This is a genomic window from Stenotrophomonas chelatiphaga (assembly GCF_032054965.1).
Lineage (GTDB): Bacteria > Pseudomonadota > Gammaproteobacteria > Xanthomonadales > Xanthomonadaceae > Stenotrophomonas > Stenotrophomonas chelatiphaga.
Map to the genome: position 1 here is coordinate 353,697 of NZ_DAMBRS010000001.1, position 15,924 is coordinate 369,620.

At 63.9% G+C, this 15,924-nt stretch carries 17 protein-coding genes; 14 read left to right on the plus strand and 3 right to left on the minus strand.

All coding sequences use genetic code 11. The features are described 5' to 3' along the window. Positions 1–4: 4 nt before the first annotated feature. On the minus strand, positions 5–259 hold the full coding sequence (locus tag RTX79_RS01860; protein WP_312681376.1) for a DUF3253 domain-containing protein: 255 nt from the start codon (positions 257–259) through the stop codon (positions 5–7). A gap of 102 nt (positions 260–361) precedes the next feature. Between RTX79_RS01860 and RTX79_RS01865 the strand changes: the two genes are divergently transcribed. The 3 genes from RTX79_RS01865 (at position 362) to RTX79_RS01875 (ending at position 2,755) form a co-directional block, all read left to right on the plus strand. Then, positions 362–934 (plus strand): nuclear transport factor 2 family protein, encoded by a 573-nt coding sequence (locus RTX79_RS01865; protein WP_312681378.1) that lies wholly within the window; start codon positions 362–364, stop codon positions 932–934. Positions 935–1,124: 190 nt separating this feature from the next. After that, the gene (locus RTX79_RS01870) at positions 1,125–2,327 is read left to right on the plus strand and encodes an OmpA family protein (RefSeq protein ID WP_312681380.1); all 1,203 of its coding nucleotides are present in this window, start codon (positions 1,125–1,127) and stop codon (positions 2,325–2,327) included. 38 nt (positions 2,328–2,365) lie between these two features. Continuing rightward, on the plus strand, positions 2,366–2,755 hold the full coding sequence (locus tag RTX79_RS01875; protein WP_312681382.1) for a DUF6180 family protein: 390 nt from the start codon (positions 2,366–2,368) through the stop codon (positions 2,753–2,755). An 8-nt stretch (positions 2,756–2,763) separates the two neighbouring features. Here RTX79_RS01875 and RTX79_RS01880 read toward each other — a convergent pair whose 3' ends face one another. Next, the gene (locus RTX79_RS01880; protein WP_312681383.1) at positions 2,764–3,429 is read right to left on the minus strand and encodes an NAD-dependent epimerase/dehydratase family protein; all 666 of its coding nucleotides are present in this window, start codon (positions 3,427–3,429) and stop codon (positions 2,764–2,766) included. A 62-nt stretch (positions 3,430–3,491) separates the two neighbouring features. Then, positions 3,492–3,752, minus strand: a complete 261-nt coding sequence (locus RTX79_RS01885) for a hypothetical protein (protein ID WP_312681385.1) — start codon at positions 3,750–3,752, stop codon at positions 3,492–3,494. 224 nt (positions 3,753–3,976) lie between these two features. Here RTX79_RS01885 and RTX79_RS01890 point away from each other — a divergent pair, with 224 nt between their 5' ends. The 11 genes from RTX79_RS01890 (at position 3,977) to RTX79_RS01940 (ending at position 15,922) form a co-directional block, all read left to right on the plus strand. Continuing rightward, positions 3,977–5,638, plus strand: a complete 1,662-nt coding sequence (locus RTX79_RS01890; protein ID WP_428695948.1) for a type IV secretory system conjugative DNA transfer family protein — start codon at positions 3,977–3,979, stop codon at positions 5,636–5,638. Positions 5,639–6,046: 408 nt separating this feature from the next. Next, positions 6,047–6,526 carry a hypothetical protein gene (locus tag RTX79_RS01895; protein ID WP_312682169.1) on the plus strand — a complete coding sequence of 160 codons (480 nt, stop codon included), beginning with the start codon at positions 6,047–6,049 and terminating at the stop codon, positions 6,524–6,526. A gap of 85 nt (positions 6,527–6,611) precedes the next feature. Next, a complete protein-coding gene (locus RTX79_RS01900) occupies positions 6,612–7,733 on the plus strand; it encodes a virB8 family protein (protein ID WP_312681389.1) in 1,122 nt (373 codons plus the stop codon). Next, positions 7,730–8,503 carry a TrbG/VirB9 family P-type conjugative transfer protein gene (locus RTX79_RS01905; RefSeq protein ID WP_428695929.1) on the plus strand — a complete coding sequence of 258 codons (774 nt, stop codon included), beginning with the start codon at positions 7,730–7,732 and terminating at the stop codon, positions 8,501–8,503. The genes RTX79_RS01900 and RTX79_RS01905 overlap by 4 nt, the downstream gene beginning before the upstream one ends. Beyond that, positions 8,500–9,726, plus strand: coding sequence for a TrbI/VirB10 family protein (locus tag RTX79_RS01910; RefSeq protein ID WP_312681391.1), 1,227 nt, complete (start codon positions 8,500–8,502; stop codon positions 9,724–9,726). The genes RTX79_RS01905 and RTX79_RS01910 overlap by 4 nt, the downstream gene beginning before the upstream one ends. A gap of 27 nt (positions 9,727–9,753) precedes the next feature. Further along, complete coding sequence (gene virB11 / locus RTX79_RS01915; protein WP_312681392.1) at positions 9,754–10,797, plus strand: P-type DNA transfer ATPase VirB11; 1,044 nt, start codon at positions 9,754–9,756, stop codon at positions 10,795–10,797. 49 nt (positions 10,798–10,846) lie between these two features. After that, complete coding sequence (locus RTX79_RS01920; RefSeq protein ID WP_312681393.1) at positions 10,847–11,824, plus strand: lytic transglycosylase domain-containing protein; 978 nt, start codon at positions 10,847–10,849, stop codon at positions 11,822–11,824. A gap of 66 nt (positions 11,825–11,890) precedes the next feature. Then, entirely contained in the window at positions 11,891–12,277 is a 387-nt protein-coding gene (locus RTX79_RS01925) for a TrbC/VirB2 family protein (protein ID WP_042612597.1), read from the plus strand. Further along, positions 12,270–12,599 carry a type IV secretion system protein VirB3 gene (locus RTX79_RS01930; RefSeq protein WP_312681398.1) on the plus strand — a complete coding sequence of 110 codons (330 nt, stop codon included), beginning with the start codon at positions 12,270–12,272 and terminating at the stop codon, positions 12,597–12,599. The genes RTX79_RS01925 and RTX79_RS01930 overlap by 8 nt, the downstream gene beginning before the upstream one ends. A gap of 50 nt (positions 12,600–12,649) precedes the next feature. After that, entirely contained in the window at positions 12,650–15,097 is a 2,448-nt protein-coding gene (locus RTX79_RS01935) for a VirB4 family type IV secretion/conjugal transfer ATPase (RefSeq protein WP_312681400.1), read from the plus strand. A 33-nt stretch (positions 15,098–15,130) separates the two neighbouring features. Next, positions 15,131–15,922: a hypothetical protein gene (locus RTX79_RS01940; RefSeq protein ID WP_312681402.1), complete on the plus strand. Its 792-nt coding sequence runs from the start codon at positions 15,131–15,133 to the stop codon at positions 15,920–15,922. Positions 15,923–15,924: the final 2 nt, after the last annotated feature.

A 15,924-nucleotide genomic window follows, 5' to 3' on the forward strand; every position in this document is an offset into this window, starting at 1 on the left:
GCTGCTACGGGAATCCCGCTCCGCGCCGCAGACGGATGGGGCCCGACCCCAGGGCATCCGGGTCCAGTTGCTCATCCTTGCGGGTGATGATGATCCGATCTGCCCGCGCCAATGCTGCGGCGGCGTCGCGTACCGGCTGCATCAGCGGGCGCCATCCGGCGGGATCCGGGCTGAGCGCGCGGGCCACCTCGGACGGGCAGATGGAGGCCGACGCCGCGCGCTGGCCCAGCAGGTCGATGATGGCGGCCGCGATATCCATCGCTGCACGATGCGTCGGCGCGCGTGATGGGCGCGCGGAGGGCTCGTAGCGGTAGGGCGCAGGGGATTGTCCAGCGCGGCTAACCGTGGTGTCCAGCGGCTGATGGATACCGCCGTCGGGTGGTGGAGCGCATTCTCGTTCCCACCGAATGGCAGGGAGAATCACGTGAACCGATCGACTCCGAATAATCGCCTGGCACTGGTACTGACACTGGCCATTGCAGCGCTGAGTTCCGCCCACGCCTCAACGCCCGAGCCAGTGCACGCGACCGCCGCACGCAACGAGGCCCTGGTGCGGAACGCCTTCACCCACTGGTCAGCGGGTAACGGCACCGTGTTTGCGCTGTTGTCCCCCGATGTCGTCTGGACCGTTCATGGTTCCGGCTCGGTGGCTGGAACCTACCAGGGCGTGGAAGCGTTCCTGGAGGGTGCGGCGGCTCCGCTGACCCGCCGGCTGGCGCGGCCGTTGGTGCCGAAGGTGCATGCCATCTGGGCAGTGGGCGATACGGTGATCAGCCGATTTGAGGCCGAATCGACCACCAGCGGAGGGCATCCGTACAAGAACCAATACGTGTGGATTTTCCGGATGGAAGACGGTGTCGTGGTGGAGGCCGAGGCATTCCTGGACCTGGCGGCGTATGACAAGGTGGTGGCCGAGAATGCGGTGGCCGGGTAGCGACGAGCCGTGCACGGCGGCGTTCCGTTGCGGCAGCTCGATGCCGGATGCAGGCCGCGCGGTGCGCTCGCCGAGCGTGGCTCGGCGCTACCAGGGCCGGAGCCATGCGTTCGATTCTGGCCATTCACGCCGTGCAAATGGGCGCCGGATAGGATGCTGGCCTCACTGCCATCACGGATCGATCCAGTACATGAGCTCATCCACGCGTGCCCTGCCGCTGTCTGCTGTTTCTGTGCTGTTGATCGCCCTTGCCGGCTGCTCCAAAGCGCCCGATGCGGCAGCGCCGGACCCGGTGTCAGGCACCGCCGCAACGACCCCCGATGAGGACGCCGACGTTGAGCAGGCCAGCGAAGCCCCTGAGTTCCCGGTCATTCCGTCGATCGTGGTGCCGGAGATCATCGGCGTCACCCCGGCGCAGCGTGCGTTGGAAAGTTCACTGCAGTCGATCCTCGATCCGGTGGAAGGCATTACCGTTTCCCCGGCTCGCTGCAGCACCGATGGCAGCCTGATCAACGATGCCGGCATCACCAGCGTGGACGCACAGGGCAAGCTGACCCGCAACGGCGACGAGGGCATCTTCGTGATCAACCCCGATGGCAGCGGCACCGCCAATTTCGAGGGCGGACTGGTGCGGGTGAACGCCGATGGCAGCGGCACGATCAACGGCAACCCCGGTGGTGGTGGCGACGATGCCATCATCAGCGTGGAGGCCGATGGGTCCGGAACCTACAACGGCGTGGCCGGGTTGATCCGCTTGGATGGCAAGGGTGCGGGCACGTGGAATGGTGACAGCGGCCTGATCACCAACAACGGCGATGGCAGCGGGACCTGGAACGGTCCGAAGGGGCTGGTGCGCGTCAATGCGGATGGCTCGGGCACCTGGAATGGCGATGAGGGCCTGATCACCAACAACGGCGACGGCACCGGCACCATCGGACCGCCGGCACGACCGGTGAAGATGCCGCCGCTGGCACGCCTTGCACCGGCCGGAAAATTCCCGCCGCTGAAGAAATTCGCACCCCCGGGTGCCCCCTGCGGTTATGTGATCACGCTGAACGACCGGGTGCTGTTCGACTTCGACAAGTCCGACATCCGCCCCGACGCGGCCACCCTGCTGGATACCTTGGCCGGCGCGCTGGCGGAAGTGAAAACCACCGGGATGGAGGTGCGCGGCCACACCGATTCCAAGGGCGCGGACGATTACAACCAGAGCCTGTCCGAACGTCGCGCGGCATCGGTGGTGGCGGCATTGCGCGAGCGGGGTGCGGGCCAGCAGGCGGCGTCGAAGGGCTATGGCGAAACCCAGCCGGTGGCACCCAACGAGCTGGACGGCAAGGATAATCCCGGCGGCCGGCAGTTGAATCGCCGCGTGGAAATCTTCGTGCGCTCGTGAGTTCGGCGACGCACGCTCACCACTTGCAGGAGAATGGAATGAAGGCAGCGATACTCGCAGCGTTGGGCACGGTGGCCGTAGTGGGAATGGCCTCGCCGGCCAAGGCGGACGATTTCAGCCTCGGCTACGATGTGGACCGCTTTCCAGCGGCCAAGCTGAGCATGCAGGCGTGCCGCGCGGCGGTAACGCGTGGGGCCGCGGCGGTGGGCTACACTACCCGCGTGGACCAGGACCAGAAGACGCTGGTGCTGCACGTGTCCGCCCCGCGCGAGGACGGGCGGTCGCTGATTTCGTACTGCATCAGCGCGGGGGACCAGACCGTGTTCGTGATCCAGGCATTCGACTATTCCGGGCCGAACAATCCGGACGTGGACCGCGTCAAGGCGCGCGTCGGTGCGGAAGTCCGCAAGGTCGCGCGCGGCGGCTGAGTCCGGCGTTACGCGGCCGGCTGGCCGAGCTGGTTGATCTCGCGGTTTTCGACGATGGCAGGCGGGCTGGGGGAGCGGGCCAGGGCGATCATCGCCCGGCCGATGGCACCGTTGGTGGTGGCCGCCCCCGGCACGTTCTTGACGATCATTCCCTGCAGCGGGCTGGCAAGCGCATGCAACATGCGCATCACCCCGTGCGGGCTGTGCGTGCCTTCTTCGGGCAGGATGCCGCCCGGTCGCAGCATCACGGTGGTGACCGGCAGCCGTTGCAGCGCATCCTCGGTTTCGCCCTTGATGCGCAGCGGCATCAGCCGGCTTTCGGGATCGGAATTGGCGCCGGAAATATAGAAGAACTGCCCCTGCGGATTGGCGGCGGCATACGCCCGTGCCACCGACAGGGTCAGCTCGAAGGTAACGCGGCGGTATTCCTTTTCTGCGGTGCCGATGGGCGGTGCCCCGGCGCAGTAGAAGGCTGCGTCGATACCGGACAGCTGCGCCTGCACGCTGGCCGCCTGGCTGAAGTCTTCAAGCAGCACTTCGTTGACCTTTGCCTCGGCGCGGTCCAGTGGCCGGCGGGCCAGCACGGTGATGCGGGTGACGTCGGGCGAGGCCAGGCAGGCGTTGAGCACGCCCTGGCCGAGCAGGCCGGTCGCGCCGGTGAGGAGGATATGCATGGCGAGGAATCCTGCGAATCGGGAGTAGAGTGCGGTGACCCGGACTCTACTCCCGCTGCGCGTTACTTGGCGTGCATGCACTCGTTGAACAGCACCGGGCAGACCGCTTCTTCGCTTTCCACGCATTGGGTGACCACGGCATCCTCTGCCGCCGACTTCGTGCCGGCTTTGGCGCTGTAGGTCTTCCAGCCGCCTTTGGAATCCTTGGCGGGGCAGCGAGAGCAGGGGCACCGAAGCTCGCTGCCAGCATCAGGGCACCAAACATCCACGACGAGGATCGTTGCATTCCTTTGCTCCAGGTTTGTTTTTGGCGCGCGGAGCATACCCGGATCGCGGTCCGCGTGGTGTGGTGCCCTTGGTATGGGGCGAGAAGGGTGACCACCAACGGTCGTCACCCACCACGGGTCGTCTTTACCCGCCCTCAGGCGGCCGTCACCGTGAGGCGGTCGTCACCCGCCAGGGGTGCGCAGCTACCCGTGTCACGGCCAGTTGTGTAGAGTCCGGCCCATCATGCGCTCACGGAGGATCGGGTTTGTCCACGCAGAAATTGGTTCGTTATTCGGTCGCCATCGTCGCGACCCTCTTCATCGGTTACCTGCTTTCGGGCTACCTGACCCTGCTGTTCCTGGGCTTGGATACGGCGCATTACAGCTGGAACACCTACTACCCCTACGTCAGCGCACTGGACCAGCCGCAGGTCGCGCCCTTCGTGGGCAAGATCAAGGCCGCCGGTTACGTGGGCTTCGGCATCCCCCTGTTCCTGTTCGTGGTTGTAGCCGGCTTCCTGCTGCTTCGGCGCAAGAAGAAAGGCCTGCACGGCGATGCGCGCTTCGCCACCGGTTCGGACCTGTCCTCACACGGGTTGTTCAAGAAGACCGGCGACAGCATCGTGGTGGGCAGCTACAAGGGCAAGCTGGTGCGCTTGTCTGGCCAGCAGTTCGTGATCCTGGCCGCGCCGACCCGTTCGGGCAAGGGCGTGGGCGTGGTGATTCCCAACCTGCTGGAATACGAAGAGTCCGTGGTGGTGCTGGACATCAAGCAGGAAAACTACGAGCTGACCAGCGGATGGCGCGCCAAGCAGGGCCAGGAAGTGTTCCTGTTCAACCCCTTCGCTGAAGACCGCCGCAGCCATCGCTGGAATCCGCTCAGCTACGTCTCCGATGACCCCGCTTTCCGCGTGTCCGACCTGATGAGCATCGCCGCGATGCTGTATCCGGATGGCTCGGACGACCAGAAGTTCTGGGTCAGCCAGGCGCGCAACGCCTTCATGGCCTTCACGCTGTACCTGTTCGACAACCACGATGACGAACGCCGCAGCGGCTTCCCGGGCGGGCAGGGGGTTCCGACGCTGGGCGCGATCTATCGCATCTCCTCCGGTGATGGCACCGACCTGCGCAAGTACCTGCAGACGCTGGCCAGCCGTCCGTTCCTGAGCGCCAATGCCAAGTCGGCCTTCGCCAACCTGCTGTCGCAGGCGGACGAGACCTTCGCCTCGATCATGGGCACCTTCAAGGAGCCGCTGAACGCCTGGATCAACCCGGTTCTGGACGCGGCCACCAGCAGCAACGACTTCCTGCTGACCGACCTGCGCAAGAAGAAGATGACCATCTACATCGGCATCCAGCCCAACAAGCTGGCCGAAAGCCGGATGATCATCAACCTGTTCTTCAGCCAGATCATCAACCTCAACACCAAGGAGCTGCCCAAGTCCAATCCGGACCTGAAGCACCAGGTGCTGCTGCTGATGGACGAATTCACCTCCATCGGCAAGGTGGACATCATCGCCTCGGCGGTGTCCTACATGGCCGGCTACAACGTGCGGCTGCTGCCGATCATCCAGAGCATGGCCCAGCTGGACGCCACCTACGGCCGCGATGTGTCGCGCACCATCATCACCAACCACGCCCTGCAGATCCTGTTCGCCCCGCGCGAGCAGCAGGATGCCAACGACTATTCGGACATGCTGGGGTACACCACCCTGCGCAAGAAGAACATTACCAAGGGCCGTGAGAAGAGCCACAGCTTCAGTGAAGAGCGGCGTGCGCTGATGCTGCCGCAGGAGCTGAAGGCGATGGGCACGGACAAGGAAGTGTTCCTGTACGAGGGCATTCCGCACCCGGTGATGTGCGACAAGATCCGCTACTACAAGGATCGTCACTTCACCTCGCGCCTGCTAGCAAAGGTTGACGTACCCAGCTTGCAGATATGAATCATTGGGCGTTGAATAAGGTCATATAAATGCGTTCATCCGCGTGAAGTGGTGACGCACGTCAACAAATTGTCGTGCGTGGGTAGAACTTTCATGCTTTCTTGACGCATTGTTGACCTCGTTCTATGCCACTCTTCGCCATCGGTTCAGTTCATCGAATCGATGGAGTCGATCAGGTGGTGATTAGCATCACCGGAACAGGGATGGCTTCGAACGTGGTGCAAGGCGATGCGACAGGCCTCAAGGGGCGGCGCATCGTCAGGTGGGCAGGCGGCTTCGGCCGCAGGGGAGACGGTTGCACGTAACGGCACAGGCCGGCGCGTAACCGGTTCCAGCGTGCAGATGCAACGCTGGACTGCCGGACCACCCACGTCGAAGCTGCTTATTCGTACGTCAAAGGATGTTCGTATGCAGCAAGCGTTGCTGAAGATTTTCATCGCCGTGTCGGCGGTCGCGATGTCGGGTTGTGCCACCAAGCCTGCGCCGGATTTCGGCGGGCGTTGGAAGCCGGTCAATCGCTTTGACGCTGCTCCCACTGAAATTCCCCTCTACACCAGCTATGCCTTCCAGGCATCGCCGATGGATGGCACCTTGAAGGCCATGCTCGAGCGCTGGGCGGCCGATTCGGGCATGTCGCTGGATTACCGGCTGGGTTCGGATTACACGCTGCATGGCGGCGTGTCCCGCATCTCCACCACCAGTGCACAGCAGGCCGTGGCCGACGTCACCACTGCATACGCAGCGCAGGGCGTCTACGTGAGCATCGTGGGCAACAAGATCGTCGCCGGCAGCAGTGCCGCCGTGCCGACGGCTGCCACCACGCCAGCCAGTGCGCCCAACGCCACACCCGCATCCGCACCCGCCGAAACCGCGCCGAGCGGTAGCTGACTGCTGCCGTTTTCCCATCGTGATGCTCCTGCGCTGGTCGCAGGGGCATGGCGCTCATTGACGATCATGCAGTCCGGAAAACCCCATGTTCCGTAAGAAAGACCCAGGCAATAGTCCGAAGGTGGAGCAGGCCGTCGCCAAGGCGGTGAGCTATGAGCTGACCGTGGCCGACATGGCGCGCAAGAGCGAGCGCCGCGCCTGGTGGGTGGCCGGTGCGTCGCTGGTGATGTCGCTGGCGTTGGCTGGCGGCTACTACTACATGCTGCCGCTGAAGGAGAAGGTGCCGTTCCTGGTGATGGCTGATGCCTACACCGGCACCGCTTCGGTGGCGCGGCTGCAGGGCGATTTCGGCAGCAGTTCTGTGACCCACGTCGAGGCGGTGAACCGCAGCAACGTGGCGCAGTACGTGCTGGCGCACGAATCCTATGACCTGGCGCTGATGCAGCTGCGTGACTGGAACCTGGTGTTCACCATGTCCGCCGACAACATCGCCGCGCAGCTGCGGGCACGCTATGCGCGCACCAACCCGCAGAGCCCGGTGGTGCTGTACGGAAACACCAAGGCGATCCGGGTGAAGATCCTCAGCATTACCCCGATCGGCGAGTTGGACAACGGCGGCTTCCGTGGCGCGTCGGTGCGCGTGCAGCGCACGCTGGTGGACAAGAACACTGGCGCGTCCACGTTCATGGACAACCGGCTGGTGACCCTGCGCTTCAACTACGACGCCAAGCTGGCACTCAACGACCAGGACCGCCTGCTCAATCCACTGGGTTTCCAGGTCACCGAATACCGCGTGGACAGCGACTACGCCGCCGCGGTTCCGATGCCTGACCAGGCCGCCACCGACGCACAGGCGCAGCAGCAGGCGATGCTGCAGGCACAGCAGCAGGCAGCCGTGCAGGCCGACCCGGCGATGTATGACCCGACCCAGCAGATGGGCCAGGGTGCGATCGATCCAGTGACCGGCCAGCCGACCGTGGCACCGGCCCCACCGGCGCCGGGCCAGATGGTGCCGGCCCAGCAAGGCATCCCTGGCCAAGGCCTTCCCGGAGCTGCCGGGCCGGGGCAGGCCGTACCTGCGCAGGGCTACCCGGTGCAGACCGCACCGGTCCCCGGTGCACCCGCTCAACAAGCGCCAGGCCGCGGAACGCCGGTCCCAGCGCGCAACCTTTCCACCGGAACTGCTGATGGAGCAAGCAACCGATGAGTAGTCGCAGAAACAAGGCATGTGCCTGGGTGCTGGCGGGAATGCTGGCAGGGTCTGCCACCACCGTCTCGGCCCAGGCCGTGGACCGTTACGCCTATGTGCCTGACCAGATCTATACGGTTCGCACCGGCCTGGGCTTGACCACCCAGATCGAGTTGAGCCCGCATGAAAAAATCCTCGACTACAGCACTGGTTTCAGCAGCGGCTGGGAGTTGACCCGTCGCGGCAACGTGTTCTACCTGAAGCCGAAGAACGTGGACGTGGACACCAACATGATGGTGCGCACGGAAACCAACTCCTACATCTTCGAACTGAAGGTGGTGGCCACCGACTGGCGCCAGCTGGACCAGGCACGCAAGGCAGGTGTGCAGTACAAGATCGCCTTCACCTATCCCAGCGACAGTGAGTTCACCGTCGCCCAGGAGTCGGTGGAAGAGAGCAAGCCGCTGCTCAGCACCACCATTGCCAAGGATCGTCGCTACAACTTCGATTACTCCTATTCGACCCGCAAGGCCAAGCGGATGGGCTGGCTGATCCCGGTCAATGCCTACGATGATGGCCGCTTCACGTATGTGCGCCTGCCGTCTTCGCCAGAGTTCAAGACCGGTATCTTCCCGGCCGTGTTCGGCCGCGAGACCGAGAATGGCGAGGATTTCGTCATCAACACGACGGTGGAGGGTAATACGCTGGTGGTGCATGGCACCCACCCGTACCTGGTGATCCGACACGGTGACAACGTGGTCGGCCTGCGGAGGAATACCAAGAAATGATCCAGAACACGCCTCCAGGGAATGACCCCCGCCAGGACGACGATGCCTACCGCCAGGAAGGCACCGCGCAGGAGCCGGGTAACCCGTACTACAACCGTGTGCAGCCCCAGGATGCACCGGATCTGGATGCCAGCGCGCCGCAGCTGCGTACAGCGGAAGAACGCCGGTTGAACCGCAAGGCCCTGATGTTCATCGGCGGCATCCTCGCCCTTGTGCTGCTGATGGGCTTCCTGCTGCTGCGCAAGGGCCGGGACGACGCGGAGGCACCGAAGCGGGGTGCTGAAGTATCCCGTCCCAGCACGCCGGACCTGCCGAGCGTGGCGCCGACGGTGCAGGCGCCCCCGCCGGTGCAGGCCGACCCGATTCCGATGCTGCCGCCGCCGATGCCGGACGACATGCCGATGCCGATGGAGCGCAGCAGCCGGACCATTGGCGAGGCGCCGCGCATGCCTTCGCTGCTGGATCGCCGCATCGCGGCTACCGGTGGCGGTGGCGGTGGCGGCGGTGATCCTTCCGAGCGGCAGGCGCCGATCGATCCCACGCTGCAGGCACTGCAGCAGATGAACGCGCGCCAGGCACCGGAAGAAACGCGTCGCGGTGCGGATGTGGACGATGTCTCCAACGCGGCTTTCATCCGCAGCCCGGATGCGTTGCTGGTTCGCGGCACGTACCTGCGCTGCGTGCTGGAGACCCGCATCATCACCGATGTGGCCGGGTTCACCTCCTGCCTGGTGACCGAACCGGTCTACTCGATCAACGGACGTACGCTGCTGTTGCCGAAGGGTTCCAAGATCTACGGCAGCTACGGTGGCGGCCCGATCGGCGAACGCGTGGATGTGATCTGGGATCGCATCACCACGCCGAACGGCATCGACGTGGCCATGTCCAGCCCGGGCACGGATGGGCTCGGCGGCGCAGGCATTCCCGGCCAGTACACCGCGCACTGGGGCCAGCGCATCGCCAGCGCCCTGATGATCAGCCTGCTGGCCGATGCCTTCAAGTATGCCGCCGCGGAGAATGGCCCGGAGACCACCACGGTCAACAGCAGCGGCTTCGCCATGCAGTCGCCGTATGAGAGTGCCACCGCCCGCACCATGGAAAGCCTTGCCCAGCAGGCCGCGAGCCAGCGGCGTGCGCCGACGGTAACGGTCAACCAGGGCACCATCATCAACGTCTACGTCGCAAAGGACGTCGACTTCAGCGCCGTGCTGGCGCGTCGCTGATCCAGGAGCACAGGACCCGTCGTGGACATGGAGACTTCACCCCTCGCGCTGGTTTCCAGCGAATTCCTGCAATACCAGTACGAAGTGCTGGGTATTGCGGGCTACATGGGGTCGTCTGAAGTCACCGAAATCTGCGTCAACCGTCCTGGCGAGATCTACCTGGAAACGCGTGCTGGCTGGCAGCAGGTGGCGGTGCCCACGTTGACCTTCGAACGGGCCCGCCAGTTCTGCACAGCGGTGGTGAACGAAAGCAACACCGGGCAGCGCATCACCGATGCCGATCCGATGGTGTCGCTGACCTTCCCCAGCGGGCAGCGTGCGCAGTTCGTGATTCCGCCCGCGTGCGATGCGGGCAAGGTCTCGATCACCATCCGCCTTCCTTCGCGGCAGATGCGCACGCTCCAGCAGTACCAGGACGACGGCTTCTTTGACCGCATCGTCGAGCACGATGGCAGCCTGAGCGCGCAGGACGAAGAGTTGATGGAACTGCGCCGCGCGCGCGACTTTGCCGGCTTCTTCCGCCGCGCGGTGCAGTACCGCAAGAACATCGTCGTCTCCGGTGCCACCGGCAGCGGCAAGACGACGTTCATGAAATCGCTGGTCCACCACATTCCCCAAGAGGAACGCCTGGTCACCATCGAAGATGCGCGGGAGCTGTTCATCGAGCAGCCAAACGTCGTGCACCTGCTGTATTCCAAGGGCGGCCAGAGTGGCAGCAATGTCAGCGCGAAGACCTGCATGGAAGCCTGCCTGCGCATGAAGCCGGACCGGATCATCCTGGCCGAGCTGCGCGGTGATGAAGCGTTCTACTTCATCCGCAACTGCGCCTCCGGCCATCCCGGCTCGATCACCAGTTGCCATGCCGGTAGCCCGGAACAGACCTGGGACCAGCTGGCGCTGATGGTGAAGGCATCCAACGAAGGGTCGGGGCTGGAGTTTCCGGTGATCAAGCGCCTGCTGCAGATGACCATCGATGTCGTTGTGCACGTAAAGGCGCATGCTGGCGATCGGCACATCACCGGCATCGATTTCAATCCCGGGCGTGCCCAGGGCCAAGGGAGCGCGGTATGAATAACTGTCATGGCGGCCGCTGCCCGCATGCTGGCCAGGAGGTGCACTGATGCTGCCGGGACTGGAAGCGTTGGCGTGCCCCGAGCTGGCCGTGTCGATGGACGTCATGGCCCATGTGGTGAACGTGGAGTCATCGCGCAACCCGTACGCCATCGGCGTGGTGGGTGGTCGCCTTGCGCGCCAGCCCAAAGCCTTGGACGAGGCGGTCGCGACGGCACGGATGCTGGAAGAGAACGGCTACAACTTCTCGCTGGGGCTGGCCCAGGTCAATCGTTACAACCTGCAGAAATACGGGCTGGAAAGCTACGAAAAAGCGTTCCAGCAGTGCCCGAACCTGCAGGCGGGATCGCGCATCCTGGCCGAATGCCATTCGCGTTCGAAGGGAGACTGGGGCAAGGCGTTCAGTTGCTACTACTCGGGCAACTTCGAAACCGGCTACCGGCACGGCTACGTGCAGAAGGTGTTCAATTCGATGCAGCGCGGCCAGATGGTCGCCTCTGCGAATGGCGCGTTGCCGATTCCGGTGGTGGATCGCACGCCGCGCGCACCCGCTGCGGCAGTCCGCGCGCCCGCCGAATCGGCCGATGCCGCGCGCCTGCGCACCCGGATCGAAGGCCTGCAGACACAGATGCTTGCCCAGGGCGGTGGCGTCGTGATGCCGGTCCCGGAAGATCCCGCGCGCGCGTACGTGGTGTATCCCAATACCGGCGCCATGGTGCGCGGCAGCCTGCTGCGCGCCGCTGATGGTGGGCTGGCCCGTGCGGTGACCAATCTGGTCGACCGTGCGGTTCCGTCCGCAGCGCCGCTGGCCGGCTATGCCGATGACGGCTACCCGCAGGGCCAACCCGTCGTCTCCGCACCCCCCATCGGCCCACAGCCGACGGCCGCTGGCAGTCCCGGGGCTCCCGTGCTGCTGCGTCCATGGAGTGAACGCAACCAACCCGCAGCAACCGGCGCGGCGGCAACCCCCGTGTCTGCCGCGCCTCCCACCGATGCACCTGCCAGGGACGCGGCTTTCGTGTTCTGAGCAGTTTACTGGCCGCCGGGCAGGGGCCGCACATGTTGTTTTTCGTCCATCAATAAGGAAGTCCCCATGAAGCTGAACACCCATGATCTCGCCCAGGCCCAGCGCACCCTGAAGACCTTGGCGATGGCCGTTGCCTTTGTTGGCATGATGTTCGTCCCGCAGGCCTTCGCGCAGGAATTCGGCGGCACCGACAAGAAGGTGTGCGGCTTCTTCGACAGCGTCAAGGGCCTGTTGAACCTGGTGTCGATCGCCGTGGTGACCATCGCGGTGATCTTCGCCGGCTACCAGATCGCCTTCGCCCACAAGCGCATCAGCGACGTGTCGCCGATCCTGATCGGTGGCGTGCTGATCGGCGCGGCTGGCCAGATTGCGCGCATGCTGCTGGGTGACGAGTACGGCGAGTGCTCGGCCGTCGGCATGCTGAGCACCGCTGCCCAGTACTACAGTGCATAAGAACGTCGTCTTCCGCGGCTGCACACGCCCACCAATGTTCCTGGGCGTGCCCTACGTACCCTTCTTCATGGTGTGCGGCGGCCTGTTCCTGCTCGCCATCTACTGGGATTTCTGGGTTCTGCTCAGCATCCCCTTCGCCGTGATGATCATGCGGCAGATGGCGCGTCGGGACGAGATGATCTTCCGGCTGATGGGGCTGCGTCTGCAGTTCAAGTTCCGCGCACGTAACGTGCGCGACCATGAAGGTATGTGGGTGTTCACCCCGAACCACTACCGCGACAAGCCGGCACCTGCAAAGGCGCCGGGTGGAAACCGCCGCTGAATGTTTCAGCGGCGTAGCAGCAGGCATATGGCAGTTCCTGGAGAGTAGGCATGTTCAGTCCGGATACGTCGATCAGCGAGTTCATTCCCTTGTCCTCGCACGTGGCCCCATCGGTGGTGAAGACCAGCGGTGGCGACTACCTGTTGACGTGGCACCTGGAGGGATTGCCCTTCGTGGGCAGGGAAGAGTGGGAGCTTGAGCACAAGCACAACACCTTCAACCGGCTGCTGCAGACGCTGCGCGCTCCGGATTTCGTCAACGTGGCGTTCTGGACGCACGACGTTCGCCGCCGCCGGCAGCTGAAGGAACGCAGCAAGTTCGCCCAGCGTTTCAACCAGGACGTGTCCGATACGTACCTGGACATGCTGTCCAGCCAGCGGATCATGCAGAACGAGCTGTACCTGACGATGATTTACCGGCCGGTGGTTGCCGGTAAGCGCTTCGTTGAGAAATCAGCTGATGTGCCACGCCTGCAGGCCGAGCAGGAACAGGCGGTGGAGAAGCTGATGGAGCTGGCCGGCAACGTCGAAGCGGTGCTGCGCGACTACGCGCCGTACCGCCTGGGCATGTACGAAGCGGCCAACGGCGTGGTGTTCTCCGAGACGCTGGAGTTCTTCGGCTACCTGATCAACCGGATCGACGAGCCGGTGCCGGTGCTGGCTGCGCCGGTGAAGGAGTACCTGCCGGTGAGCCGCCACATGTTCTCGGCCAAGACCGGCGATTTCGTGATCAGTACGCCCAACGGCAAGAACCACTTCGGCGCGATCCTCAACATCAAGGAGTACGCCGAGGGTACCTATCCCGGCATCCTGAACGGCTTGAAGTACCTTGATTTCGAGTATGTGGTCACCCAGTCCTTCAGCCCGATGGGGCGCCAGGACGCGCTGAAGATCCTGGATCGTACCAAGGGCATGATGATCTCCTCCGGTGACAAGGCGGTGAGCCAGATCATCGAGCTGGACCAGGCAATGGACCACCTGTCGTCGGGTAACTTCGTGCTCGGTGAATACCATTTCACCGTCGCGGTGTATGCGGACAGCCAGGGCCAGCTCTCGGCGAACGTGGCCACCACGCGTGCCGAGTTGTCTAACGCCGGCTTTGTCTCGGCCAAGGAAGATATCGCGATCACGGCATCGTTCTATTCACAGATTCCGGCTAACTGGCGCTACCGTACGCGACTGGCCAACGTCAGTTCGCTGAACTTCCTCGGGCTGTCGCCGTTGCACAATTTCGCTACGGGCAAGCAGCACAACAACCCGTGGGGCGACTGCCTGACCACGTTGCAGACCACCAACGGGCAGCCGTACTACTTCAATTTCCACGCGACCCATCCGGCGGAAAACTCGTTGGGCGAGAAGGCCATCGCCAATACGATGGTCATCGGCAAGTCCGGCACCGGCAAGACCGCGTTGATCAACTTCCTGCTCAGCCAGGTGCAGAAGTATGATCCGGCGCCGACCATCTTCTTCTTCGACAAGGACCGCGGCGCGGAGATCTTCGTGCGTGCCTGTGGCGGCAACTACCTGGCGCTGGAGAACGGTCGGCCCACCGGCTTCAATCCCTTCCAGTGCGAGCGCACCGAGGCCAACGTGCAGTTCCTGGCAGACCTGGTCAAGGTACTGGCTGGCAAGGGGCAGTACAGCGCACGCGAGGAAGAGGACATCTTCCGCGCAGTGGAAAGCATGCTTGATACGCCCATGCACCTGCGCAGCATGACCAACTTCCAGAAGAGCTTGCCGAACCTCGGTGACGATGGGCTGTACGCGCGCATGCGCCGCTGGACGGCCGGCAGCTCGCTGGGTTGGGTGTTCGACAATCCGGTGGACACGATCGATCTGGAGCGGGCGAACATCATCGGCTTCGACTACACCGATGTGATCGATAACCCGGAAGTGCGCGTACCGGTGATCAACTACCTGCTGCACCGGCTTGAATCGCTCATCGACGGCCGTCGCCTGATCTACGTGATGGACGAGTTCTGGAAGATCCTCGACGGCGAAGGCGGGCTGAAGGAGTTCGCCAAGAACAAGCAGAAGACCATCCGTAAGCAGAACGGCCTGGGCATCTTTGCGACGCAGAGCCCGGAAGACGCGTTGAAGAGCGATATCTCCGCCGCGCTTATCGAACAGACCGCCACCTTGATCCTGCTGCCGAATCCGAATGCCAACCGGACTGACTACATCGACGGCCTGAAGTTGACCGACGCCGAGTTCAAGGTGGTCACCGCGCTGGACGAACGCTCGCGCTGCTTCCTGGTCAAGCAGGGCCACGCCTCCAATGTCTGCCAGCTCAACATGCGCGGCATGGACGACATCCTGTCGGTGATCTCTGCCTCCACCGACAACATCGACGTCATGCACCGTGTGCTGCAGGACGCCGCTGCCCGTGAAAACGTTGCGGAATCGATGCTGACCCCCGAACAGTGGCTGGAGGATTTCTACCGCCGCCGCAAGGGCTCGGGCAAGCCGGCCAGCAACGACCGCGACAAGGCAGCCTGACCCATGACCACCCACCTCATTCCGGAGGCCACCATGAATCCCGTTGCCCCGCAACGTCCCTCGCTTCGTCGTCGCCTGATGCCACTGGCGATGGCCTCGCTCGCGTTTTGCGCGTCGTTTTCACTGATGGCACCTGCACCGGTGCAGGCCCAGTGGATCGTCAACGATCCGCCCGCGCTGATCCAGAGCGTGAAGGCCGATATCGCGACCGGCCTGGAGTACATCGAAACGGCCGGGCGCTGGACCCAGACCGCTTCGCACTACACCGCGACCTTGAACAACTGGCTGCAGAAGCTGCAGAACTGGTCGCAGATCATCGCCAACCCGATCATGCCGGCGACGCCGACGCTTACCACCATTCCGGATGACTGGAACATTGCCGAGCGCTGCGGCGGCGGTTCGGTGTTCAGCATCACCGGCATCATGGCCATGGCGGGAATCAGCCCTGGCGGCGACATCGGTGCGCAGCAGCGGACGATCTGTTCGTACATCCAGGCGCTGGAAAACCGCAAGTACAACGAGACCGTCAAGGTCGTGCAGCAGTCGCTGCCGCTCATGCAGCAGACGCTGGGAACGCTGCGCAACATCCGTCGGCTGTTTGACAACGAAGGCGCGCTGGCCGAAACCACCGCGAACGCAACCGCATCGCAGTTGCAGATCGATGCGAACTTCAAGACCTGGGAAAACCAGATGCGCATCTACGACCAGCAGATCGTGGCACTGCAGAGCCAGCAGCGTGCGCTGGCGCAGCGTGCGCTGAAGGGTGAAACCAATCCGATCGGCTCGGTGATCAAAGCTGCAGCGTTGAAGACGGCACTCGATTGAAA